Origin of the sequence: Ekhidna sp., assembly GCF_963691765.1 — a bacterium.
GTDB lineage: Bacteria > Bacteroidota > Bacteroidia > Cytophagales > Cyclobacteriaceae > Ekhidna.
This window is the reverse complement of record NZ_OY829375.1, coordinates 955,863-980,792: the sequence shown is the minus strand read 5'-3', so window position 1 is coordinate 980,792 and position 24,930 is coordinate 955,863. Positions and strand designations below refer to the sequence as shown.

Annotated in this window: 20 protein-coding genes; 17 read left to right on the top strand and 3 right to left on the bottom strand. The window is 37.3% G+C overall.

Annotated features, from left to right (window positions below):
* The first annotated feature begins 25 nt into the window (after positions 1-25).
* The 15 genes from pseI to ACY650_RS04610 all read left to right on the top strand — a co-directional run bounded on the left by pseI (position 26) and on the right by ACY650_RS04610 (position 18,994).
* The gene (gene pseI / locus ACY650_RS04680; protein ID WP_462252236.1) at positions 26-1,090 is read left to right on the top strand and encodes a pseudaminic acid synthase; all 1,065 of its coding nucleotides are present in this window, start codon (positions 26-28) and stop codon (positions 1,088-1,090) included.
* On the top strand, positions 1,087-1,764 hold the full coding sequence (locus tag ACY650_RS04675) for a formyl transferase (protein WP_462252234.1): 678 nt from the start codon (positions 1,087-1,089) through the stop codon (positions 1,762-1,764). The genes pseI and ACY650_RS04675 overlap by 4 nt, the downstream gene beginning before the upstream one ends.
* Entirely contained in the window at positions 1,742-2,452 is a 711-nt protein-coding gene (locus ACY650_RS04670; protein WP_462252232.1) for a PIG-L deacetylase family protein, read from the top strand. Before ACY650_RS04675 ends, ACY650_RS04670 begins: the two co-directional genes overlap by 23 nt.
* A gap of 14 nt (positions 2,453-2,466) precedes the next feature.
* Positions 2,467-3,219 carry a class I SAM-dependent methyltransferase gene (locus ACY650_RS04665; protein WP_462252230.1) on the top strand — a complete coding sequence of 251 codons (753 nt, stop codon included), beginning with the start codon at positions 2,467-2,469 and terminating at the stop codon, positions 3,217-3,219.
* Positions 3,220-3,228: 9 nt separating this feature from the next.
* Positions 3,229-4,899 (top strand): hypothetical protein, encoded by a 1,671-nt coding sequence (locus tag ACY650_RS04660; protein WP_462252228.1) that lies wholly within the window; start codon positions 3,229-3,231, stop codon positions 4,897-4,899.
* Entirely contained in the window at positions 4,892-6,220 is a 1,329-nt protein-coding gene (locus ACY650_RS04655) for a lipopolysaccharide biosynthesis protein (protein WP_462252226.1), read from the top strand. The genes ACY650_RS04660 and ACY650_RS04655 overlap by 8 nt, the downstream gene beginning before the upstream one ends.
* Positions 6,221-6,281: 61 nt before the next feature.
* Positions 6,282-7,106 carry a phytanoyl-CoA dioxygenase family protein gene (locus tag ACY650_RS04650; protein WP_462252224.1) on the top strand — a complete coding sequence of 275 codons (825 nt, stop codon included), beginning with the start codon at positions 6,282-6,284 and terminating at the stop codon, positions 7,104-7,106.
* An 8-nt stretch (positions 7,107-7,114) separates the two neighbouring features.
* A complete protein-coding gene (locus ACY650_RS04645) occupies positions 7,115-8,014 on the top strand; it encodes a glycosyltransferase family 2 protein (RefSeq protein ID WP_462252222.1) in 900 nt (299 codons plus the stop codon).
* Entirely contained in the window at positions 8,014-9,132 is a 1,119-nt protein-coding gene (locus ACY650_RS04640) for a glycosyltransferase family 4 protein (RefSeq protein ID WP_462252220.1), read from the top strand. Before ACY650_RS04645 ends, ACY650_RS04640 begins: the two co-directional genes overlap by 1 nt.
* Positions 9,129-9,986 carry an FkbM family methyltransferase gene (locus ACY650_RS04635; protein WP_462252218.1) on the top strand — a complete coding sequence of 286 codons (858 nt, stop codon included), beginning with the start codon at positions 9,129-9,131 and terminating at the stop codon, positions 9,984-9,986. The genes ACY650_RS04640 and ACY650_RS04635 overlap by 4 nt, the downstream gene beginning before the upstream one ends.
* Positions 9,987-10,012: 26 nt before the next feature.
* Positions 10,013-10,885 carry a glycosyltransferase family 2 protein gene (locus ACY650_RS04630; protein WP_462252216.1) on the top strand — a complete coding sequence of 291 codons (873 nt, stop codon included), beginning with the start codon at positions 10,013-10,015 and terminating at the stop codon, positions 10,883-10,885.
* A complete protein-coding gene (locus ACY650_RS04625) occupies positions 10,867-12,048 on the top strand; it encodes a glycosyltransferase (RefSeq protein WP_462252214.1) in 1,182 nt (393 codons plus the stop codon). Before ACY650_RS04630 ends, ACY650_RS04625 begins: the two co-directional genes overlap by 19 nt.
* A 69-nt stretch (positions 12,049-12,117) precedes the next feature.
* Positions 12,118-17,805 carry a PKD domain-containing protein gene (locus ACY650_RS04620; protein ID WP_462252212.1) on the top strand — a complete coding sequence of 1,896 codons (5,688 nt, stop codon included), beginning with the start codon at positions 12,118-12,120 and terminating at the stop codon, positions 17,803-17,805.
* A gap of 216 nt (positions 17,806-18,021) precedes the next feature.
* On the top strand, positions 18,022-18,513 hold the full coding sequence (locus ACY650_RS04615) for an Lrp/AsnC family transcriptional regulator (protein ID WP_462252210.1): 492 nt from the start codon (positions 18,022-18,024) through the stop codon (positions 18,511-18,513).
* Complete coding sequence (locus ACY650_RS04610; RefSeq protein WP_462252208.1) at positions 18,506-18,994, top strand: phosphoribosyltransferase family protein; 489 nt, start codon at positions 18,506-18,508, stop codon at positions 18,992-18,994. Before ACY650_RS04615 ends, ACY650_RS04610 begins: the two co-directional genes overlap by 8 nt.
* A 53-nt stretch (positions 18,995-19,047) precedes the next feature.
* Here the strand turns inward: ACY650_RS04610 and ACY650_RS04605 are convergent, their stop codons facing one another.
* Positions 19,048-20,508 carry a hypothetical protein gene (locus ACY650_RS04605; protein ID WP_462252206.1) on the bottom strand — a complete coding sequence of 487 codons (1,461 nt, stop codon included), beginning with the start codon at positions 20,506-20,508 and terminating at the stop codon, positions 19,048-19,050.
* Between the two features lie 206 nt (positions 20,509-20,714).
* Here ACY650_RS04605 and ACY650_RS04600 point away from each other — a divergent pair, with 206 nt between their 5' ends.
* Both ACY650_RS04600 and ACY650_RS04595 read left to right on the top strand, forming a co-directional pair.
* On the top strand, positions 20,715-21,419 hold the full coding sequence (locus ACY650_RS04600) for a response regulator transcription factor (RefSeq protein WP_462252204.1): 705 nt from the start codon (positions 20,715-20,717) through the stop codon (positions 21,417-21,419).
* Positions 21,416-22,918, top strand: a complete 1,503-nt coding sequence (locus ACY650_RS04595) for a sensor histidine kinase (protein WP_462252202.1) — start codon at positions 21,416-21,418, stop codon at positions 22,916-22,918. The genes ACY650_RS04600 and ACY650_RS04595 overlap by 4 nt, the downstream gene beginning before the upstream one ends.
* Here the strand turns inward: ACY650_RS04595 and ACY650_RS04590 are convergent.
* Positions 22,915-23,958, bottom strand: a complete 1,044-nt coding sequence (locus ACY650_RS04590; protein ID WP_462252200.1) for a hypothetical protein — start codon at positions 23,956-23,958, stop codon at positions 22,915-22,917. The two genes, ACY650_RS04595 and ACY650_RS04590, sit on opposite strands and share 4 nt — an antisense overlap.
* A 12-nt stretch (positions 23,959-23,970) precedes the next feature.
* Positions 23,971-24,930 carry a bestrophin family protein gene (locus tag ACY650_RS04585; protein WP_462252198.1) on the bottom strand — a complete coding sequence of 320 codons (960 nt, stop codon included), beginning with the start codon at positions 24,928-24,930 and terminating at the stop codon, positions 23,971-23,973.

Here is a 24,930-nt window from a genome sequence, read left to right as displayed (position 1 = left end):
AAAAAAATAATAGTAGAATAAACAAATGAGTCAAGAAATAGGAGATATTCAAATTGGGAATGTAGTAGTTGGAAAGACTCACAAGCCGCTCATTATTGCCGAAATGTCAGGCAATCACAATCAATCATTGGAGCGCGCAATGGAGATAATCGAAGCTGCTGCAAAGGCCGGAGCTCAGGCAGTAAAATTACAGACCTACACTCCAGATACGATGACTATTGATCATTCTGGAGGTTTATTCACCATCAATGACCCGAAATCTTTGTGGGTAGGACGCAATCTTTATGACTTGTACGAAGAAGCTCATACCCCATGGGATTGGCATAAGCCTTTGTTTGAGAAGGCGAGAAGTTTAGGGATTGAAATTTTTAGTACTCCGTTTGATGATTCATCTGTTGATTTTTTGGAAGAATTAGGAGTAGATGCATACAAAATTGCATCCTTCGAAAACACCGATATCCCATTGCTTAAAAAAGTTGCTCAAACTAAAAAACCTGTAATTATGTCGACAGGCCTAGCAACTAGAGGTGACTTGGAATTAGCTGTTGAGACCTTAAGGGAAAATGGATGCAACGATTTGATTCTGTTGAAATGTACGAGTTCCTATCCCGCCTCTCCTGAAAACACCAATCTTTTGACCATACCTCATATGTCAGAGTTGTTTGATTGTCAAGTCGGATTATCTGATCATACTGGTGGAATAGGAGCAGCTGTTGGTGCAGTAGCTTTAGGTGCGACAGTAGTTGAAAAGCACTTTACATTAAGTCGAGCTGATGGAGGCGTAGATTCTGCGTTTTCAATAGAACCTCACGAATTGGAACAATTGGTGATTGAATCAGAACGCGTGTTTGAAGCTAAAGGAAAAGTATTTTATGGGATTCAAGAAGAAGAAAGAAATAGCTTGAAATTCAAAAGGTCCATTTACGTAATTAAGGATATTGAAGAAGGAGAACAGTTTACTAAAGAGAATGTAAGAGTTATCAGGCCTGGCGATGGAATAAGACCAAAATATATTGATCAAGTTTACGGGGCTGTTGCTAAATCTAAACTAGAACGAGGTACTCCACTTCACTGGAAAGATATTGAATGAAGGATGTCAAATTCATATTGGCCTCAAATAAGAATTGGCACAGCAAACTGTATGATAAATTAGTAGGAATTTATCCTAATCAATGGGCGCAAGTACATACTACAGATGAGTTAGTTGAATTGTTAGCTAAGACCGAGCCTGAAAAGATATTTTTCCCACATTGGTCTGAGTTGATTCCAGATGTTATCCATTCAAAATTTGAATGTGTTGTGTTTCATATGACCGACTTGCCTTATGGTAGGGGAGGAAGCCCACTTCAAAATTTAATTGTCAGAGGTAAAAAAGACACGGTTTTGTCTGCTCTTCAAGTAGTTAAAGAATTGGATGCAGGTCCCATATACCTTAAAAAGCCTCTTTCATTGTCGGGAAAGGCTCAAGATATTTTTGATAGAGCCACAGTTTTAATCGGTGAAATGATATTAGAGATTATCGATTCAAACCCAACGCCAAGTGAACAAATTGGAGATCCGGTTATATTCAAAAGGAGGACTCCATCCATGAGCAATATTGCCAATTTGGAAGATGTAGAATCTATTTATGATTACATCAGGATGTTAGATGCTGAAGGATACCCACATGCATTCTTGGAAACTGAATTTTTTAAATTAGAATTCCGTAATGCGGAGTTAGATAATGGAGTAGTAGAAGCCAATGTTAGAATTATTAAAAAATAAAAAAGTGTTAGTGGCAGTTGCTCATCCAGATGATGAGTTGCTAGGTATTGGTGGAACCTTGAATAAGTTGGCTACAGAATATAATTCTCATATTCATGTGGTCATATTAGGTGAGGGGATCACCTCGAGAGACGATAAAAGAGATACTCAGAATAGATCTGGTGAACTAACCACTCACAATAAAAACATTTTGGAAGCTCAAAAAATCATAGGATATCAATCACTATCAACATATGATTTCCCGGACAATCGTTTTGATTCAGTTGATCTTCTAGATGTAGTTAAGGTCATCGAGAAAGAGAAAGCAGCATTCCAGCCAGATGTTATTATTACCCATCATCATGGAGATTTGAATGTGGATCACCGAATCACTTTTCAGGCCGTTTTAACAGCGACACGCCCCATGGAACTTGAAAAAGTGTCAGGGATAATAACTTTCGAAACTCCTTCAGGAACTGAATGGCAGTCTACTGCGGATTCAAGAATTTTTAGACCAAATTTGTATCTCTCAATTTCTGAAGAACAATTGAAAGCTAAGATCGCGGCGATGGAGTGCTATGAGTATGAAAAAAGAGCTTTTCCGCATCCTAGATCTCCGAAGGCGCTCAGGTTATTGGCCGAATATCGAGGAATGACCATAGGCAAACCTTTAGCAGAGGCTTTTCAAATTGTTAGATGGATTGATTAATTGAAATCAACTTTATGTCCAGACTAGACTTATATCATTCGCTTCCACCTAGGCTTATAGAAAAATATTACTTGCTCAGAAATATTGAGACTGTCAAAACATGCGAAATAATTGATGGTGTGACCATTACTATGGGTATTGATACTGGCAATAAGCTTTGGGAGCAGCGGCTATCTCAAAAGAATGGTCATGAACCTGAGATTTGTAAGTGGTTAAAAGACAATGTTGAAGAAAATAGTACTGTATTTGATGTGGGCTCTGCACATGGTTTTTTCCCTTCGCTTATCAGAGCTCTCGAGAGAAATGTTGAAATGCACTGTTTTCAACCAAGAAATTTCATTTCAATCTTTTTGAAATTCAATTCGGCAAGATCAAAAGATCGATGGAAAATCAATGAAGTTTTTGCAGGCGATAAAAATGTGGGGCAAACGATCATGCTTGATCAATACAGTAAATCCAACGGAACTCCATTTTTAGTTAAAATGGATATTGATGGCCCTGAAGTATTTGCGTTAAGAGGGTGTAAGGAGTTAATTGAAAATAGAAATACTCATTTTTTAGTCGAAGTGCATCCTCCAATATTAAGAGAGCAGGATCAAGATTGGGAAGATCTACTCAAACTTATACCCGAAGATTTCACTAAGATGTACCTCCCTAACGTGAGAGGCATAAGTAAATGGACATCTGACTTTTCGGAAATTGTAGATGATCCAAATCCATATATTTATTTTGGACCACCAAAGTTGGCAGAAGGCCTAAAATGGTGATCTACTACGATGAAGATTTTACTAACTGACAGCCGTAGAATTTACGATCAAACTAAGAGTGATAATAAAATCCTTATTAACCCTCTTAAGGATCTTACGCTGACCGCTATTGAAGAAACAAACTTCATAGAAGAAGCAAAAAGGCTTTCAATTAATGATCAATTTTTAATCCATAATTTAAAGTATTCGGAATCTGTTGTAACAGAAATTGAATCACTGAAGAATTTTTTAATTGAATCTAATCCAGAGAATAGGGAAGATCAATTAATGCCTTTTTTGCATGCATCAGTCAAGGAGCAATTGATTAAGAAATATGCAATTAGAAATCTCTTCGAGATTTTAAAGCAAGGTTTTGAAGATGCTGAATTCACAGCAAAGCTTAGTGAAGACTATGCCCTTGCAAAGGACTTGCAGAACGTTACTACAGCAATCACCACTTACAAAAGTGGTATTCATAAAAAACTTTTACTTCAACTTCTCAAGTCTAAAATATATCGTTGGGTTTCTAGGAAGAGAATAATTTCTAAGCCCGAAAAGATAAGATGGATGTTTTTGCTATATGACTCCATCCATCATCACGAACTTATTAGCCAGGTTTATGGATTCATTCCAAAAGAAGTGGAGGTGGTTTGGGTGGTTGTAGATTCCGGTTTGGATAAAGTGGAAGAAATAACCCATTTATTACCAGACGAAGCAAGAGTGTGTAAGCTTGATTCTTTCAAAGCTTCACCAAGGATGAAAAGACAGGGCACTTTAGATCAGATTAAAGCTGAAATGAAAAATTTAAATGTTGCTAATGCAAAATTTGATTTACATCTCAGTGAAGTAAAAACTGCCTTTATGGAAAGAGCTTTTGAGGAAATTAAGCCTTCAAAATGCTTCCATATTAGCTATCACGAAGTTGGAAGAATAATGGTTAATGTAGCTCGTAAATTAGGTGTTCCAAGTTATTCTTTAGATTACTCATATATCACAGACGACTTTCGATTTGAAAAAGGGATAACCTTTGATCATAAATTTGTTCCATCTTCGGATCAATCACGAATTTGGAAGAAGAGGAATGACTTGAGTAATCACCATATTGTTGGGTTCCCTAAGTATGATCATTGGCATTCATTTTCGTTTGAACAATTGAATACCAGAAAAAAATTTGGTATTGGTTCAGGGACCGTAATCTTATTAGCGAGTAGTTATGGTTTCGACCATTCCATCAGGAGATTTCAAATAAGACAGTTGATCGATATCTGTAAGAAAAATTCGTGGGGATTGCTGATAAAAAAACATCCATTAGAAGTAGATCACCTCGTGGAGGAGACAGTGGACGAATGTAATGTCGATTGGGTGAAAATTTATCATCACCAAGATATATCTGCAATAGAAGCAATTGATGCTGCTGATGTTACAATATCTGCAGGATCAAGTATTGTGATGGATTGTCTACTTGTTGGTCGGCCATTCATTTCATTATCGCAGAATGCGCAATCATCATTTTCAGATCTCATGCCAGTTTGTGCGGAACAATTTGTAGAGACTGTTTATTCCTTAGATGAAGTTGAGTCTGCTGTAGAATCGTTGACAAATAGAAATATTGATTATTCTAAAATTCGCGATCGCTATCTTGGCCCTCTTGACGGAAATAGTGCTCAAAGAATGTTGAAAGTACTTCTTCAGGATGATTAATTACAAAAAACTAATAGGATCTACAGCTGTCTATGGCTTTTTGGGCTTTTTACCATTAATGTCACGATTCATCCTGTTTCCAATTTTCGTAAACATTCTAACCCAGACAGACTATGCGATAATCGGCCTGACAAATACTGTTTTCTCTTTCCTTACAATCCTTTTAGCATTCGGTCTAGATAGTGCATTTACACGATATTATTTCGATTTTAAGTTCAAGGAAAATGTTCTTAAAACATTCATAACTACAATTTTCATTGCTTTCATAGCGATTCAATCATTGTTGTTCTTGGTTGCTTTCTGGCAAGGAGATACTCTTTTTGAATTGATCTTTAAGGATGAACGCTATGAATTCAACCCCTTTGGGTACATAGCTATTGGTTTGGCGATTTTTTCCGCATTTAATTCAATCATACTTGTTTACTTCAGAAATGGTGAAAAACTATCTCGATTTGCTGTTTTTTCGGTACTGCTTTTTTTACTGCCGACCTTAGCAGAATCCTATACCATTCTAGTTCTAGACGGTGATGCCGAATTTGTTTTGAAAAGTAGATTAATCTCAACTGGGGTTCTTTCTGTTGTAGGTTGGATCTATTTCTTATGGGATAAACCTCTGAGGTTTGATTTTCGCTTTCTACGAATTGCCTTTCCATATAGCTTCCCGATGATCATATACTCCTTGTTGATTTTCTTCTATACGGGTTTTGACAGGGTGTTAATAGAGAACTACCTCACGTTGGAGGAATTAGCCATATTCAACATGGCTTTCACCATAGCATCTGTGATGGAAATAATTTTGATCGCGATGGATTCGGCGCTTGTTCCTCAACTATATGATCAGTTAAAAAATGACCCCCAAAATGCCATAGTAAATGCAAATAGGGTCTTCAAGGTCTTAGGATTGGTAACCATTGTATCTGTATTATTTATTGCACTTACTGCACCTTATTTTGTAACTAATTTCACTCCGGAATCCTATCATTCTGCATTGAAGATCATACCCATTTTATTGGTAGGCTTTATATTCAGATTTTACTATGGTGTATATAATAAGCCATTATTCTTTTATAAGAAGCTTAAAAAAGCTCCATTATTAAATTTAATTGCTGCAATAGCGATGATATTAAGCAATGTATTATTGCTGCCTAAATATGGATTGCTTGGTGCTGCCGTAGCAATGGTGATTACTAGAATTACACTAACAATTGCGACAATCCTTCTTGTTAAAAATGAAGTTCAATTTGAGTTTAGGTTGACTAAAGTCCATCTCGGTATGGCACTTTTAATAGCGTTGCTTTTGAGTTTGGCTTTCAACAGCTAATTAGTCCTATCAATCGAAGAAAATGCAATGAGCCCAGAATTGTTCATAACTTTGAAATATTATGCTTGATAGTCTCAATACGATAAAATGGAAAGCTCGAACCTATCAAAAAATATTAGGTGAACGAATTTTCGATTGGCAGAAAGGAGAAAATCCCAATGTCCAGGATGTGGATAGTGAAGCAATAAATTCATTAAAGAAAAATGGGTTTGCCTTGATTGAAGATTTCTTTGATTCTGATCTTTGTGATAAAATAATTTCGGAAATAGATCAATGCGTTGAGAAGCATCAACAGTTTGTATGGAGCGATGATCAAGATTCTGACCATCGATTATTTGGCATAGAAAATCTTTCACCACTTATACATGAGCATTTCTTTGCGTCTAAAAGACTTCAACAAATTGGCGAATCATATCTTGGGTATAAGCTAAAAAACTACATGACTTTGGCTGGAAACCTAAAATTCAAAAAGAATAATCTTGGTTCCGGCGGCGGTTGGCACAGAGACTCCGCATTTTCCAATCAGTTTAAAGCGATAGTTTATTTGACAGATGTTTCGGAGAAAAACGGAGTTTATGAATATATTCCTAAATCTCACAGTACTTCCAATGTACTAAGAGCATTAAATGTATGTTTAAAAAATTCTGAGAGTAACCCCAGTGATATAAATAGGAGATTCAATGAAAATGAAGTCATTGATTTGGGAATAGCTCCTAGAATTTTTGAGGCAAAAAGAGGCACGGTGATTCTAACAGATACGCATGGAATACATAGAGGTAGACCCATAGTGGCAGGAACAAGGTATGCACTTACTAATTATTACGTTGGGTCACACAGAGTAGCCGAGTTTGACCAAGCTTTTCAAGATCTAAATCTTCCTAACTAAATCCTATCTTGAATATCTCGGTGATCATACCTACCTATAATGGGAGACATAAAATTCATAATTTAATTGATGCTCTCTTAAAGCAGAGCTATTTAGATTTCAAACTAATCATTGTTGTAGATGGCTCCTCTGATGATACGTCTGAATGGCTAAAAGAACAGGACTTTTCCACACTGCAAGATTTTATTTTAATAGATCAGGAAAATAGTGGCAGATCAGTGGCAAGAAATAGTGGGGTAAATGAGGTGGAAAATGGATTAATGATCTTTTTAGACGATGATATTATACCTGATAGCGATTTAATTATCAATCATATTAAACATCATCAAAATCATCGTAATTCTTGGCTTACCGCCGGAAGCTGGGTAGAAAATAAGCCGTTAAGCAATCATTTCGAACGTTATAGGTTGGAAATGGAAGAAACTTGGAGAAAGAGCCAAACAAGAAGAGGAAAGGTGAAGATTTCATTTGAGAACTTGACCGTTTCTAGTTCTAATATGTCTCTTTCAAAAGAACTATTCAATCAACTAGGCGGATTTGATCAGGATTTGACGGACAATGAGGATTTGGATTTATGTATAAGAGCTCTGAATAGTGGAGTAGATATCTACTATGATCCAAAAATTGAATCGATACATAATGATCAAATAAATTTTGAACAGTACGCAAAGAGAATCACAGACTATCAATTGTCACTTCAAAGACTGCTTAATAAAAAGCCAACTTACGAGAGCTACATTAAGCTTTACAATCCAGGACTAGTTAAAAAATCGCTTGTCGGTATTTTTAGAATGCTCGGATTTGTAAACTTGAATAGGTTAAATTTTATGGAGAAAATCCCATATGTCTTCAGAAGGAAATTATTTGATATTGTAATCGGAATCGAATTGTCCAAAACCCACAACTGATGCACGTAGTATTTACAATGGCAAATAATTCTTCAGCTCCATATTTCAACTGGTTTGCTGAAAGGTGCAGTAAACAGAAAGAGGTGAAACTCACCTTTGTCTGTCTTTATCCAACAAAACCTAATATGATAGAAGATGTTGCTGAATATGGATGCGAATGCCATTGGGTAAAGTTTGATGATAGCAAGCGCAAGAGATTTCTCCTAAGCACCACTTTTGAGCTCTATAAGTTGTTTCGAAGACTAAAGCCTGATGTGGTACATTCTCATCTTTTTGATGATGCACTTACATCTTTGTTGGCAGCCCGTTTGGCACGAGTGCCCATTAGAGCAATTACAAAAGCTGATGCGGGATTTCATTTTTTCTACAATAAGAAAGGTGTGCCTTTGGACAAGTTTAATAATTGGAATGCTACCCACATTGTAGCTATCTCTGAAGAGAATAAAAATTTCATTCTGAAATATGAGAAAGCGAATCCAGCTAAACTTCATTTGATCCATCATGGCATTCCTGAAGATGTATTTACTGATCAATCTGAGAATGATCGGTTATCACTGATTGAAAAATATGACCTACAAGATTGCATTGTAGCTGGGACCGTCGCTCGTTTGATTGAATGGAAAGGCTATCGATATATCATTGAAGCTGCTGCATTATTAATAGAGGATTATCCGAAATTGAAATTTCTATTTGCAGGAGTGGGAGATCAGTTGGAGGAGCTTCAACAACTTGCAAAAGAGAGAGGCGTTGAAAAGCATATAATTTTTACAGGATGGGTTGAAAGAGGCCTGATTCCTTCACTATATGGTATAATGGATTTTTATATTCATGCTGCTTCGTTTGAACCATTTGGTTTTGTCATTGCAGAAGCTATGATGAATAAGTTACCATTGGTCTCTACAAGAACAGGATCAGCGCTAGACGCTATTGAGCATGAAAAAAGTGGGTACTTAGTGGAGCATGGAGATAGCAAAGGGCTGGCTGATGGAATACGATACATGCTTGAAAATGATAGTAACTCAATAGGCGCTAAGGGATATGAGAAAGTATCAAAAATGTATGCTTTCGAAAGAATGTGGCAAAATCACGTCGACCTTTATTTCAAATTCATAAGATGAGAAAAAGAACACTTGATTTTATTAGAACTGCTTTCTTTTCTCTTCTTGGAGAAAAACGAATTCTTCAACTTGTCGGCGGGAAGGAATACGGTGGATTTTTGACCAAACTAGTTCCCAACCATGATCAATTCAATTCAAAAACCATTAGATCGGTAAACCGATTCGGAATCAATTTTTCACTGGACATATCAGATTTAGTTGATTGGTTCATATTTTTTGGATTTGTCGATCCTGCTAGAGAAAAATTACTGAAGCATGTTTCACCGGGTGATGTAGTTTTAGATATAGGTGCAAATGTTGGCGAAGTAACTTATAGAAGCTCACGGATCGTAGGTGACAATGGTCAGGTGCATGCTTTCGAACCCAACTTCAAAAACTTCGAAAGATTACAAGAAAATTTCAAACTCAATCATTTTGAAAATATCACCTTCAATCAGGTTGCTCTGGGGCTAGAAAAGGGAAGTGTAAGTTTGGAATGTAACGATGATCACAATTTGGGGACAACTCGTGTTGCGAGCAGTAAATCAGAAGGAAATTTAGTACCGATGACAACGGTAGATGACTATGTTAATGATACGAATCTTTCAAGAATTGATTTTATGAAAGTTGATGTTGAAGGCTATGAATTTTTCGTTCTTGCAGGAGCAATTCATTCAATAAAAAAGTTTAAGCCTATTCTGTTCTTTGAATTAGATGACACTAATTTGAAAACGTATAATTCTTCAGCAAGAGAGCTGGTTAAAAAAATGGAAGAACTATCTTATCAAATATCTGATGCTAGAGATGAAAGACCACTAAATTCCGAATGGAACTTCGAAGGATGTCATTTGGATGTCATTGCAAGGCAAGTGTAGTTTTTGAGTATTATCTTATTTAAACCATGTTGATTTCAGTAATTATACCGGCATATCAGGCACAGAAATACATTACGGAAACAGTAGATTCTGTTTTAAATCAGACCTATAAAGAAATTGAAATCATTGTCGTAAATGATGGGTCCACGGACAATACGGAAGCTATCCTGGCCACTTATCAAAGCAATGCAAAAGTTAAGGTTCTAAATGTTGAAAATGGGGGTGTTTCCAGAGCTAGAAATATTGGATTTCAAGAATCTAATGGGGCTTATGTAGCTTTTCTGGATGCCGATGACGTCTGGGATGAAATCAACTTAGAGTTAAAAGCAAATGCTTTAAATGGAAATCAGTCTCTTGGACTTGTACATTCAAATACCGAGGTAATCGATGGAGATAGCAAAAAGACAGGTCAGATCTTACGGGGAAAGCAGGGTGAAATACTAAAAGATCTACTTTTGTGGAATGGCACATGCATCCCTGCTCCGAGTAGTATTTTAGTTCGGAGAGAGGTTGTGCAAAATGTAGGGGGATTTGAAGAATCTTTATCTACTGCTGCAGATCAGGAATTTTTCTTTCGGGTGGCAAATCAATATCCAATAGGAATGGTAGATCAAGTCACTTGGTTTTATCGTGTTCATGATTCCAATATGCATCAGAATATTGCAAGAATGGAGTCTGATCATATTTTAGCTTATCGACTGGCTGAGCGGTCGGGTTTTTTTGAATCAAGGCGTTTTAGAAATAGGTGTTTCTCTAATCTGTATTTGATTCTAGGAGCTTCTTGGTGGGGAAATGGCAATGGCAAAATCCAGGGAATTAAATTTATTTTGAAGGCTTTGTTGGCATATCCACCAAACACAGTCGAATTTTTCAAAAAACTATGGAGAAAAATATTCTAGTCATCACATACTGGTCATTCAAAGATGCGTTGATTCAGACATATACACTTCCATATGTTGAGATCATCAAAAAGCAATTACACCCCAATGCCAAGATACACCTGGTTACCTTGGATCCGGAAGTGACTATTGAAGAATCAGAAACATTTTCACATGTTTCGTTTAAGTACCATAGGTTCGGAATAAAGGCAATTTTTGGTCACTTTTTTAACTTAATTCGGCTGCTTTTTTTGATAAGAAAAGCCAAAATTGATGTTATTCATACTTGGTGTACACCAGCAGGTGGATTGGGATATTTACTTTCTAAATTGACTCGGAAAGAGCTGGTTATAGACAGTTTTGAACCTCATGCAGAACCTATGGTTGAAAGTGGTACATGGGCTGCAAATGGTTTAGCGTTCAAGATTTTGTTTTGGATGGAAAAAATGCAATCCAAAAATGCTCAAGCGGCAATAGCATGTGTGCCTGAAATGGAAAAATATGCAGTTGATAAGTACAGCAAATGCCCAGCTAAATTCTTTGTTAAACCAGCATGTGTTGACTTAGACCTATTCTCAATCAAGAAAAAGGAGATTGATATATTGAAGAAGAGATACAATCTTGAAAAAGAAATCATATGTGTTTATGCTGGAAAATTCGGAGGTTCATATTTAACATCTGAGGTATTTGATTTTTTCAAAGTAGCTAATGATTATTGGGATGGGGACTTTAAAGCTTTATTATTAAATAATCATCCTAGTGAGCAGATTAAAGCTTGGTGTGATGAGGCTGGATTTGACCATACAAAAGTTATTCACGAGTTTGTTCCACATCATGAAGTTCCAAATTTTATTGGGCTTGCTGATTTTGCTATTACACCTTTCATTCCCGTACCATCAAAGCGATATGGATCTCCGATAAAAACTGGAGAGTATTGGGCTATGGGATTGCCAGTAGTGATAACGAAAGGAATTTCGGACAACTCGGGAATAATTAAAAAAGAAGGAATTGGAGCTGTACTGGATGATTTAAATACTAAATCATATCAAGATGCTGTTATGAAAATCGATAGCTTAATGAAATTAAGTGCCGATTCGCGTAGAGATAAAATTAGAGAAGTAGCTAGAAGGTATCGTGACTTCTCTATCGCTGAAAAAGTTTATCAACAGCTATATCGCTCTTAATAATGTCTTTGTCGAAGAAAAGTGAAAATAGGATTGTAATAAGTTATTCTTGTAATTAAAAGGGATTTAGTGAGATTTTTGGTCAAAATAGCTCTCTGGGTAGTTTGCGCATCGATTTATGCACAAAATCCAGATTTTAGTATCCCTGCCTCAGTATGCAGAGACCAGACATTAGATATCACCAATAATTCTACAGGGTTTACCAATTATGCATGGGATTTTTGTGAAGGTGATTTAAGTGAAACTCCAAGCTTCACCGATCCAAGCTTAACTGTTGCTACCAACATTTCAAGAATTAGACTAATTGAAGATGAATCTGAATGGCACGGATTTGCAACAAGTCAAGGTGGTAATTTCTATCACCTTTATTTTGGCAGCTCTCTTACTAATACTCCAACAGTAACCAATCATGGTAGTTTTGGTCTCTTGACAGGTTCCTTTTCGTCAGATTTTATTGAAGAGGGCGGCTCTTGGTATGGACTGATTACAAACTTAAATAATGGTACCATTACAAGGTTGTCTTTTGGAACAAGCCTGTCCAATGTGCCAACAGCTGCAAATGTGAATGTTACTGGAGGAATAGGACTTCCAACTGATATTGACATTGTGACCGATGGAGGCAATGTTTTTGCATTGTTCGGCCGATTTAATGCCAGTGCTTCAGGAATATTGGAATTTGGAAATAGCATTACGAATGATGCTGTCAAAACGACAATTACCTACAATGGAGGAGGTCATATAGGTGTAAACTTTATTGAAGACAATGATGTATGGTATGCATACATAGTATCGAGTACAATTGAATTGGCCACATTTGGAGCATCAATCACTAACACCCCATCATCTATTGAAAACGTCACACTTGATTTGGCTGTCACTGACGGTACCAGTATGGATGTGTTTAAGGACGCAGGTGATTACATTGGAATTCTAGCCTCAGATAATGGTAACATCTATCAAGTAAATTTTGGAGATGACCCATCAGCAGCAACAGCAACAGTTACCAACTTGGGTAACTTTGGAACACTTACTAATGTAGTTGGAATTGGAGGCGCAAAGGAAGAAAGTGAATATCATTTTTTTGCTGCAAACCTTTCAGGTAGTCAAGTATATGCACTGGATTTTCATAAAGATTGTGGTGCCAATATTGAGTATTCGGAAGAAACTGAGCCATCAAATATTCAGTATAGCATATCTGGAACTGTAAGTATCAACCTGTCCGCTACTGATGGTACAAATACAGGTAATATCTCGAAAGATCTTATTGTACAGGTTGCTGCTGCACCAAGTGTTTCCATTTCTGTCGATGCTCCAAGATGTAGTAATACTCAAAATCAATTCATGAGTATCGATGATGGAAGCATCACATCATATTCGTGGGATTTTGATGGTGACGGTATGGAGGACAGTGATATACAAAATCCAACATTTACATTTACTAGCACTGGTAGTTACGATATCGATTTGACAGTGATCAGCAGCACCGGTTGCACAGGGTTTGCTACAACCACTGTTGAGATTTATGATGAACCTACTGATCCAGATTTTTCCTTTTCCCCAACCACAGTATGTTCTTTTTCAGAAGTTAGTTTTACGAATCTCACACTAGAAAATGGATCAGGGCCGATTGTTGAGTATGTATGGGATTTCAATGGAGAAGGCTCTTCCAATGATAAAGACCCAACCTTTACTTTCACGACCACTGGGATGAAAACAGTGACTATGCTAGCAAGAATTCCTGGTTGTACTACTGCACTCGAGACTCAAGTTATAAATGTGGCAGAAGGACCCTCTGTCGATTTTAGTTATACCAATAATTGCTTTGGAGAAGCCATTCAATTTCAGGATAATACTACGGGCGTAGATATAGATACATATAGTTGGGATTTCGGAGATGGTCAATTTTCTGCACTTCCTAACCCAATTCACATGTATTTGACTACAGGTGATTTTGATGTGAGCTTGACGGTTAGCAACCTCGCAGGCTGTAGTACCACATACGAAGAAACAATTACGGTTTCTAATGATCCAAAAGTAGATTTTAATTTCACCGATGCAACTGAAAATATTGCCATCGATTTCACTGGTGAAGATTTAACTGGCACTGATGATGCAATAAGCTCTTGGTCATGGGATTTTGACGGGCTGGGAGTAAGTACTCTACAAAATCCAGAATTTACATTTAGTAGTCCTGCTGATTATACAGTTACGCTAGATATAGAGACCACGCAAGGCTGTGCGGAAACCATTCAAAAAACGGTAACTGTATCTGAAGCACTTGCTCCTACGATTGATTTTACTGTATCCAGTTCTGTCTGTATTAATGAAACTGTCAATATTGATAATTCAACCGTAAATGCGGATAGCTATGCTTGGGACTTTTGTCAAGGAGACTTGATTCAAACACCCACTTTTGTTGATCTACTAACGACCATAGGGACTAACGTTACCAGTTTTGAAGTAGTCAATGATAATGGAGAGTGGCATGCATTTGCTACTAGAAGTGTGAATTTTTATCACCTCTATTTTGGAAGTGATTTGACTAATACACCCGTTGTTACAAATCATGGAAATTTGGGAATTCTGAATGGTGCCTATTCTTCTGTGTTCTTAAATGAGAGCGGTTCTTGGTATGGATTGGTAACAAATCTCAACACATCAAATGTAGCGCGGCTCTCATTTGGATCAAATTTATCCAATGTTCCTACTGCCGAAATTGTAACGACAACAGGCAACTCGATAGGTCTCCCTACTGGAATCGATCTTACAGTTGATAACGGGAATGTTTTTGCTGTATATGGTAGAGCAAACACGGGAACATCTGGAATTATAGAATTTGGAAATAGTATTACAAATGATGGAGTAGTAACCAATATTGTATTTGATTCAGGACATATAGGGGTAGATCTGATTAGTCAGAATGGAGAGTGGTTTGCCATTGTGGTTTCTGATATAATCGAATTGGCATCATTTGGTAGCTCACTATCCGGAACACCCAATAGCATTGAAGAAATCATACTAGATGTTCCTATAACTACAGGGAGTTATATGGAAGTGTATTTAGATGGTACTGACTATATCGGAATTTTGGCGGATGGTAATGGAAGTATTTATCGAATTAATTTAGGAAGCAATCTTTCCGATGCATCAGGCACAGTAACCGATCTTGGGAATTTTTCAACTTTTAGTAATGTCATTGGTTTTGGTGGAGCCCAGCAACAAAGTAGTTATCATTTCTTTGCTATAGATAATGGCGCAAGTGACGTTTATAGACTTGATTTTCAGAATGACTGTGGTGTTAGTATTGAATTTTCTGAGGATGCTGACCCAACGGGCATCACTTATTCCATATCTGGCAATTATGAAATTAAGTTTTCTGCGTTTAATTCCAATTCTAGTGAGCCAGTTGTATCCAATAGTAGTATAACCATACTTCCGTCAGTAGCTCCTGATATTTCATTTACTATTGACGAATCGAGATGTTTAACTGTAATAAATCAATTTAATAGCGTAGATGATGGTTCTTCGCTTACTTATTCATGGGATTTTGATAGCGATGGTTTAGAAGATAGTGATGCACAAAATCCGACTTTTGATTATGGTGCGGTTGGTGCCGGGACATATACAGTTCGCTTAGATGTGAATGATGGCACTTGTAACAATTTCTTTGAACAAGTAATCACCATTTATGAAGCTCCACCTGCTCCATCCTACACCTATTCAGCGCCAAGAACTTGTGTGAATACAGACTATAGTTTCACTAATACTACTGCAGATGGTTCATATACAGGTCCACTCGTTTATTTATGGGAATTTATTGATGAACCCTCAGGTAATGTGGTAGCTACAGCCAATACAAGAGATGCCATTTATGCATTTGAAACAGAAGGTCAGAAGACAGTAAGACTTACTTCAAGTATTCCTGGATGTTCTGAGGTGACAGAGCAAACTTTGATCATAACTCCAGGTCCTACTGCCAATTTTTTCGCTGCTTCAATTTGTCAAGATGAAGCTATGCAGTTTACCAATACAAGTACTGATGCAACGTCTTACACATGGGATTTTGGTGATGGCTTCATGTCATCTGCTACCAACCCTAGTCACATATTTAACGGTGCGGGAAATTTCTTCGTATCCTTGACAGCTATAGATGCAGAAGGGTGTGAAGACACTGAAGTGATTGAAGTAGCTGTCTCTGATAGTCCACAAATAAGCTTTGATTTTGATATTCCTTGTACCGCTGCAGATGGAATTCAATTTACTGATCTTACGACCGTCGATAATGCAGATCTCGTTTCCTGGACATGGTTTGTGGATGATGAAGAAGTATCTACTGAACAAAGTCCAATGATAATATTTAGCAGCACTGGACTGAAGAACATTAGACTTGATGTTCAAAGTTCGAATGGCTGTGAATCATCTTACAGTGAAGATATTGAAGTGTTAGAATCACCTACTCCTGATTTTCTCATCAGCTTGGGTTGTCAAGGTGAAGCTTCGACATTTACAGACAATACTTCGTCGGTTGGGAATCCTATAGTTTCGTGGCTTTGGACTGTAGATGGAGTTAATTATGGGACGCAGGATATCGATCATGTTTTTGAAAACCCTGGATTGTTTGATGTAACGCTAGAGATTACAGGTCAAAATTTTTGTTCCGAAACAATAACCAGAACCGTAGAGATTATTGAATTACCAGCAATAAGTTTTGTCGTTGATGGTGAATGTGATAATCAACTTATTAGTGCCACAGATCAATCATCTGAATTTTCTGACCCGATTATTGCTCGTAGATGGATGCTTGATGGAGCAGTTGTAGGAAGTGGTAGCCAAGTGATATTGTCGGATTTGGAGGACAATACCTATGAGTTGGCTCTTGAACTAGAAACACAGGCAGGATGTGTTATTAACTCAACTCAAATTTTGGAAATCAATAATGCTCCCGAATCTTCCTTTAGCAGCACGCGGACTTATGGAATTCCTGGCGATGAAATCACTTTCACCAATACTTCTACAGGAGGGATTTCGAGTCAATGGCTATTAAATGGTGAAGTCAGGAGCTCAGATCCAATTTCAGAAACTATTAACTTTCCGATAGCAGGAACCTATGACGTGGGACTTGTAACTCAGAATAGTCTAGGATGTTATGACACTTTGATTCAAGAAATATTAATCGCAACTCCGGAAGTGGATTTAGCTATTGGAAGCTTTGAACTTATCAGTGAAGATAACATAGGTAGGATTTTTCTTGAAGTACAAAATTTTAGCAATCTGCCAATTGAAATTACAGAAGCACAGATTGTGCTAGAAAATACTTTTACGATAACCGAGCAAATTGTGGAATTTATTGATGTGGGTGAATCTACTTTAGTAAGCCTCAATGTTGGAATCCCACTGACGGTCTCCGAACCGTCTTATTTCTGCGTGAACTTATTATCTCAATATTCGAATTATCCTGATATTGAACCTGTCAATAATGAAAAGTGTATAACCATTGATCCAATAATTCGACTCGAAGATCCTTTCCCCAATCCTGTAACTGATCAGTTTAGACTTAAATTGGTTTTGAATGAACCAAGTACAGCTAGTATATCTCTTATTAATTCCGCTGGTAAAATAAAACTGAACCAGCTGCGCGATGTGACTGATGGCCTCAATAACTTCTTTATTGATATGAGCACACTCGAGCCAGGGATATATTATGTGTTAGTAGATGTACAAGGAAAAACACTCCGTAAAAAAGTAATTAAACTTTAATTTGGATCCATCGTTAGGGTCTAATGTCAATTAATTGTTAAAGGTTTATAGTTTATTTGAACAGACTTCAAAATTTTTATTAATAGTATTAATTTTGTGACAAATAAAATTCTGTCACGCCAGGCAGTAAAGCACATTAAAATAAATAACCATTAAAAATAATATGGATTCCCGCCTAAGAGAACCATTTTGACTACCGAATAACTTCTACAGCAAATGAAAATACAATCATCGCGAATTAAGCTGGACAAAATAGATCGTAAGATTTTAGACATTTTACAATCGAATGCAAAAATCACTAATGCCCAACTTTCTAAGGATATTGGATTATCTCCGGCTCCCACATTAGAGCGTGTAAAGAAACTTGAAACATCAGGTATTATAAAAAGCTATCATGCTAAGCTTGATACAGATAAAGTAGGGTTGGGGGTGCATACTTTTGTTCAAGTTTCGTTGAAAGGTCACAACAAGAAAAACATTGATGCATTTATCAACCAAATAAATGCAATTCCTGAAGTTATAGAGTGTCACCATATTACAGGCTCTGGAGATTTTATTCTCAAAATAATTTCTAGTGATATTCAATCATATCAAAAATTGATGCTAGAGAAAGTATCTGAGATAGACGTAGTTGATGGTTTGCAATCCATGATAATACTATCTACTTTCAAGGACAGCAAAGTAATGCCTGTTCCTGAAAATGCGTGATAACCAAATTTTATCTCAAGCCAAGGTTGATCAAATTATCCGAAGGATAGCCTACCAGATTTATGAAAACAACATGGGTGATGAAATTGCTCTTGTTGGAGTGGATTCTGGTGGTAGAACCCTAGCCGAGCAGATTGATAAAACGCTGGCAGAAATTTCGGGTAAGAAGTCGGTATGCTATACAATTTCCCTAGATAAAGACAATCCGCTTAAAGAGGATATTGAAATTGATGGAGACATCTCTGATTTCAAGAATAAAACCGTAATCCTTTGTGATGATGTTTTAAACAGTGGAAGAACTTTGGCCTATAGTCTTACCAAATTGCTTGGCTTCAAAGTGAAAAAAGTAGAGACAGCAGTCTTAGTACTAAGAACTCATGGTCGATTCCCAATCTATGCCAATTACAAAGGGTATGAACTTTCTACAACCATTAAGGAGCATGTAGAGGTCAGACTAGGAGATGGTGTTTACCTATCATAAAAAACCCCGACAATTATTTGTCAGGGTTTTACGATTAGCAACCAAAAACTACCTTATTCTGCAATAACTTCTCTATTTACTTCAATAGAGTTTGAAAGCTCATAGGTACCCATAAGATCATCTAAACTACTTGTTGCATTTCCATCCGAATCAGGACCGGTCAATCCTTCAAGTCCTTCAGCGTATGCTATATAATATATGTAGCATGTGCCCGCTCCTGCACCGTCAAAATCAGGATCGGTAAAAGAACCAGGTAATCCTAATATTGCTCCTTGATCATCTGTAACTACCCAGCTACTTTGATCATTTGGTGCATAACCACCTTCTACAGTAATTTCTCCTGCTCCAATGTTATCAGCAATTCCATCACTTACCGTGAAGTTGAATGGTCCACCTGTAAGCGTAGGAGCATCCAATCTATTCACCTCAATATAATTTGATAATAGATACGTGCCACTTAGATCGTCTAAACTACTTGTAGCATTTCCATCCATATCTGGACCGGTCAAACCATCCAGACCATCTTCATACGAGATATAATATACTAGACATGTACCAGGACCAGCAGCATCAAAATCAGGTCCTGTAAATGCTGGTGGCAATCCAAGAATATTTCCATCTTCATCAGTAACTACCCAACCTGTATTACCAAGGTCAGTTCCTGCAGTTACAGTAATTCCACCTTCAGGGATGTTGTCAGCAGTACCGTCGACAACAAAATTGAATGGTCCTCCTTCAAGGATTGCAGCAGTCTGTCTGATCACTTCTACATTATTTGATAGCTCGTAAACTCCATCAAGGTCATCTAAGCTACTTGTTGGATTTCCATCCATATCTGGACCCGTTAATCCAGTTAAACCTTCTGCATATGTGATGTAGTAGATATAGCATGTTCCACCACCTGCGCCATCAAAGTCTGGAGCAGTAAATGAAGGTGGTAAACCAAGAATATTACCTTGATCATCGGTCACTACCCATCCACTTTGATTTTCAAGAGCAAAACCACCATCAACTGTGATGTCACCTTCAGCTAAGTTATCAGCTTCACCATCGCCTACTGTAAACGTGAATGGACCTCCTGATAAAGTAGGAGCATCTAATCGGTTTACTGTTACAGGATTAGAAAGTGCGAACGTTCCTTCAATATCATCCACTGAATTTCCTACCTCTAATCCAGTAAGACCTTCGGCATACGATACGTACCAAACAAGGCAAACGCCTGAACCCGCAGCATCAAAGTCTGGAGCTGTGAAAGAAGGTGGTAATCCAAGAATATTTCCATCTTCATCAGTAACTACCCATCCGGTACTTCCAAGATCGGTACCACTATTATCAACAGTTATTGCTCCATCAGGAATGTTGTCTGCTGTACCATCAACGATGAAGTTAAAAGGTCCACCGGAAATCATTCCTCCATCTGGATCAATTATGGCTCCATCACCATCATCATCACCACAGGCTGAAATTAGAGCAGCCAGTGCTAATAGAAAATAAACGCTTTTTAGAGTTTTCATTATTTGTATTTGAATTTTTTGTAGAGCAATTCAACGAATACAAGATTGCCAAACCTTCACATGAATGTCATTTTTGTTTCACAGCCCTGATGGATTATGGGGCGTGTTTTGAATGAATCTTGTGTCAGATGCGTTTAGGGTGTGATAAAACACGATTTCGCTGTGAACATTTTGTGATAACTTTTTAATTAATTGCGGACATTGATATGGAAAAGAAGAAAGTATTGATCATTGAGGATGATCCAGAGATTACCAATTTGCTGGATATTCATTTAAAGGATCTACAATGTGAGTCAATTTCTGCAGCGGATGGCAAGACTGGTTACGATCTTGCGGTTGCCGAGAAGCCGGATCTAATCATTTTAGATATCTCTCTTCCTGAAATGGATGGTATTGAGGTGTGTCAAAAAGTGAGGGCAAGCCAGAAGACTCCGATTATAATGCTAACTGCAAAGTCAGAGGAAATAGATCGAGTGTTAGGTTTAGAGGTGGGTGCGGATGATTATATCACAAAACCTTTTAGCATACGAGAATTTACTGCACGAGTAAAGGCCATATTTAGAAGAACAAAATTCATTCAAGAAAGCCTGTCGGAAGATGCTTCTCAAATCATAGAGTTTGAAGGACTTTACATAGACATAGAAAAAAGAAAAGTACTGAAGGAAGAGGAGAGGGTGGACTTATCACCTAAAGAGTTTGAATTATTAGTACTTATGGCTTCCCATCCTGGGAAGAGCTATACACGAAGTGACTTGCTTAAGATTATTTGGGGTTATGACTTTGACGGCTATGAACATACGGTCAACTCGCATATCAATAGGTTGAGGGCGAAACTTGAGCCGGATATGGCTGACCCAAAGTATATATTAACCACTTGGGGAGTAGGATATAAATTCAATGAAGAGCTATGAGTAATACCAGATTATTAACAAATAGATTAATTAAGAAAATTGCTATTGTTTTTTTCTTATTGGTAATAGTAATGGGGGTGAGCTACATCTTCACTTCAGTATATCTGACAAATAAACATTTTGAGGAAAGATCACAGAAGCTAAATTCTGAACTTGCTAACCACCTCATAGAAGAAAAATTTCAAGGTAACTCTCCTTTTTTAGAAGATGGAAGTGTAAACAAACCCTTGTTTGGGGATTTGATGCATGATATGATGGCCGTGAATAGAGGCATAGAAGTATATCTGCTAAATACCGATGGTAAAATATTATACTCGGTTGTTTTAAGTCATGATAATCCAAACGACCCTGCTCAATATGTTGACCTAGCTCCGATAAATGAGTTTATAGCGTGCAATGGCGATAAGTACATACTAGGTGATGATCCTAGGCAGATTGGAAAGAAAAAGATTTTTTCGACAGCAAAGTTTAACCATGAAGGAAGGGAAGGGTATATCTACATTGTCCTTGCTGGGCAGGAAATTGATAAGGTATCATCAACACTTTTTTCAAGCTACTTCATGAAGCTTGGAGTCGGGGCATCTATCATAACAATGGTGTTTGTTCTTTTTTTAGGACTCGTGAGTTTTTGGTTTCTAACCAAAAATCTACGATCAATTATTCACACGGTTAAAAGGTTCAGAGAAGGGGATCTAAATATTAGAATAGACGATCCTGACAAAGCTGATTTATCCATTTTAGCAGTAAACTTCAATGAAATGGCTGATACCATTGAGAAGAACATGGAAGAGATTAAGTCTGTCGATGTCTTGCGTAGAGAACTCATCGCAAACGTTTCTCATGATTTAAGAACTCCTCTGGCAATCATTAATGGTTATATCGAAACACTACAAATCAAGAAAAATGATCTTTCTGAAGATGATAAGGATAAGTATCTGAATATCATTAAGACAAGTTCAGAAAAGCTTTCAAGATTAGTTTCTCAGCTTTTTGAATATTCAAAACTTGAAGCCAAACAAGTAGAACCCTTAAAAGAACCTTTCGCGATGACTGACCTGGCTATGGACCTTGTCTCGAAGTATCAAGTACTAGGTGAGGAGAAAGATGTGAAAATAGAGTTGAAGGCTGATGAAGGAGTTCCTCTTGTTTTTGCAGACATTAGTCTTGTAGAGAGAGCTTTACAAAATCTGCTGGATAATGCACTAAAATTTACGCCAGAGGGAGGTCGAATATCTTTAAATGTTTCGTCAAATAGAAGTCAGGTGGAAGTTGGCATATCGGATACAGGCCCAGGGATCAATAAACATGACCAATCAGTCATATTTGACAGATATCGTCAATCTAAAAAGACATCCAATCAAGAAGGAGTTGGGTTAGGCCTCGCTATTGTTAAAAAGATCATGGAATTACATAATACTACTATTCAAGTTAGCAGCAATCCAAACGAAGGAAGCACTTTTATATTCCAGCTTCCACGATATCAAATGACAGGAGCTTAGTAGTCTTTATATAGGTTGGGCTTTCTAGATAGCATCTCTAAGCTCATTTCTACAAGGTCGCCCATGCATTCACAAGCCTTAAAGTCTTCTTCCTCATAAAATTCTGCTAGTTCTTTGCTAAGCTTCTTGATGTTTTCAGGCTTTGACAATTGGTCCTTCTTCATTGCTTTCAGAAGGTCTGATACTCGGACTTTTTCGACTTTCAACCTATTTGCAATATTGGAACGCTCCTCTCGCTGATATTGTCTCACAGTCTCAGGAGTCATGTGTTTCAACCCAATTTTAATAATCGGATTGTTTTGCGTGTAGTATTGAGGAAGATAGATAGCTCGCCTTCCTTCATAAGACTGCTGATCAAAATCAATAGCTCTTAGGCGATATTCTACATCTTCAAAATCTGGCGTAATATCGACCACAAAGTTGCTGCTGTGCATGTCTCCAAGCAGCCTCACAAAACAACGCTCGTTAAATTTTACAAACTCTTTAGCTAGGCGAATCTCATTGAGATTGGAGTCACCAAGATACTTTTTGATAAATAGTTCGGCAGGGACTCCTACAATGTGTTCTTCTATTAAGGTTTCCTTGTTGACAACATAGCTAATTTTATTGGGTGATAGTAGGTGCTCTAGTTCTAAACCATAGATACGAGATGCATCGGCATTTTTTATGTAGAAGTAATCAAAGTTGTCATTGATTTGATTTACGACTCTTACTCGAAAAGGCTGTGTATTGCCATAAGCACATAAATCGACTCGGTCGATGATTAAGTGATCCATAACAGATAGATCGCCATCTGCCTTCATGATAGCATACACTTTTTTTAGCGATGCATTTATGTGCGACATATCACTTTGTGGAAAAAAAACTGTTTCCCAAAGCGTATCATTGCCAGCTTTATCATAGAGAGGAATAGAATTGTCATACCTGAGCAAATCGCTGTAATAGATTGGCAAATCAATCTCCCGATCATATTTCTTGATATATGACCTAAGCACACTGCTAATTTGGAAGATCTCCTTCTTCTTACTAATTATTGCCATCGGATGCCTATTCTAATCCAGGTATTTAACTCCAAACCTTCCTGTCTTTTGCTCATTAGGAGCGGGAATTGTATCACTCTTGATCATTTCTAGTAGATCAATTTCAATGTTTCGCGCAATAGTGGTGATAGGTGTATCAGCAGCTCTTCCTTCAAAAGGATCTTCTGTCACAGCTCCTGATTTTTCTAGAATGGTGAATACAAATGAAATGGCAATACACATAGGAATTGTACTCCAACTCATCTCTGTGACCAATGAAAATGGCAAACAGGTAATGAAAAGCCATAAAAAGACACTTGTGAAATAATTGTAATAGTAGGGGAATATTGTTCCTTTAATTCGTTCAGCTTTGCCCTGTAAATCATAAAATTCCTTAATCACATTCGCCAATTCCATGTGCCTGAAATTTTCAATCATCTCACTTTCATAAGCCTCTTGGAGACGCTCACCTTGCTTGTGAAGCATCTGCGTAGGCTTGTTATGAAAACCTTTCAGTTTTTCAACTTCCTTTTTTGAGAGAAATTTTTCCAGCTCATCCCAGCTTGTTTCCTTTCTCAAATGCATAACTAATGCATAAAGCCATCCGATATGACGCATGATGAGTTCTTTTCTCCATTCAAAGACTTCTTTGTCTTTGACCTTTCCATTCGAAAAATAGCCAGAAGAAAATGTGCAGATCATCACACCAAATGTGCGACTTGCATTCACAATACCGCCCCATACTTTTCTTGCCTCCCACCACCTGTCATAAGCGCTATTGTTTCTAAAACCTAGGAAAATGGCTAATGCACCACCAAGAATAGTCACTGGAACAACTGGCAGTGTTGCAGGCTCAAAATCGAAAATTTCGCCAAATTCGTATTGAAAAACAGCAACAATAGAAATGAGTGTGAATAGTAATATGCTTTTTCTGTTGTAGAAGGCAATTCCTATGACTGCCTTAAATGGGTTATCGGAGTATTTAATTATCAT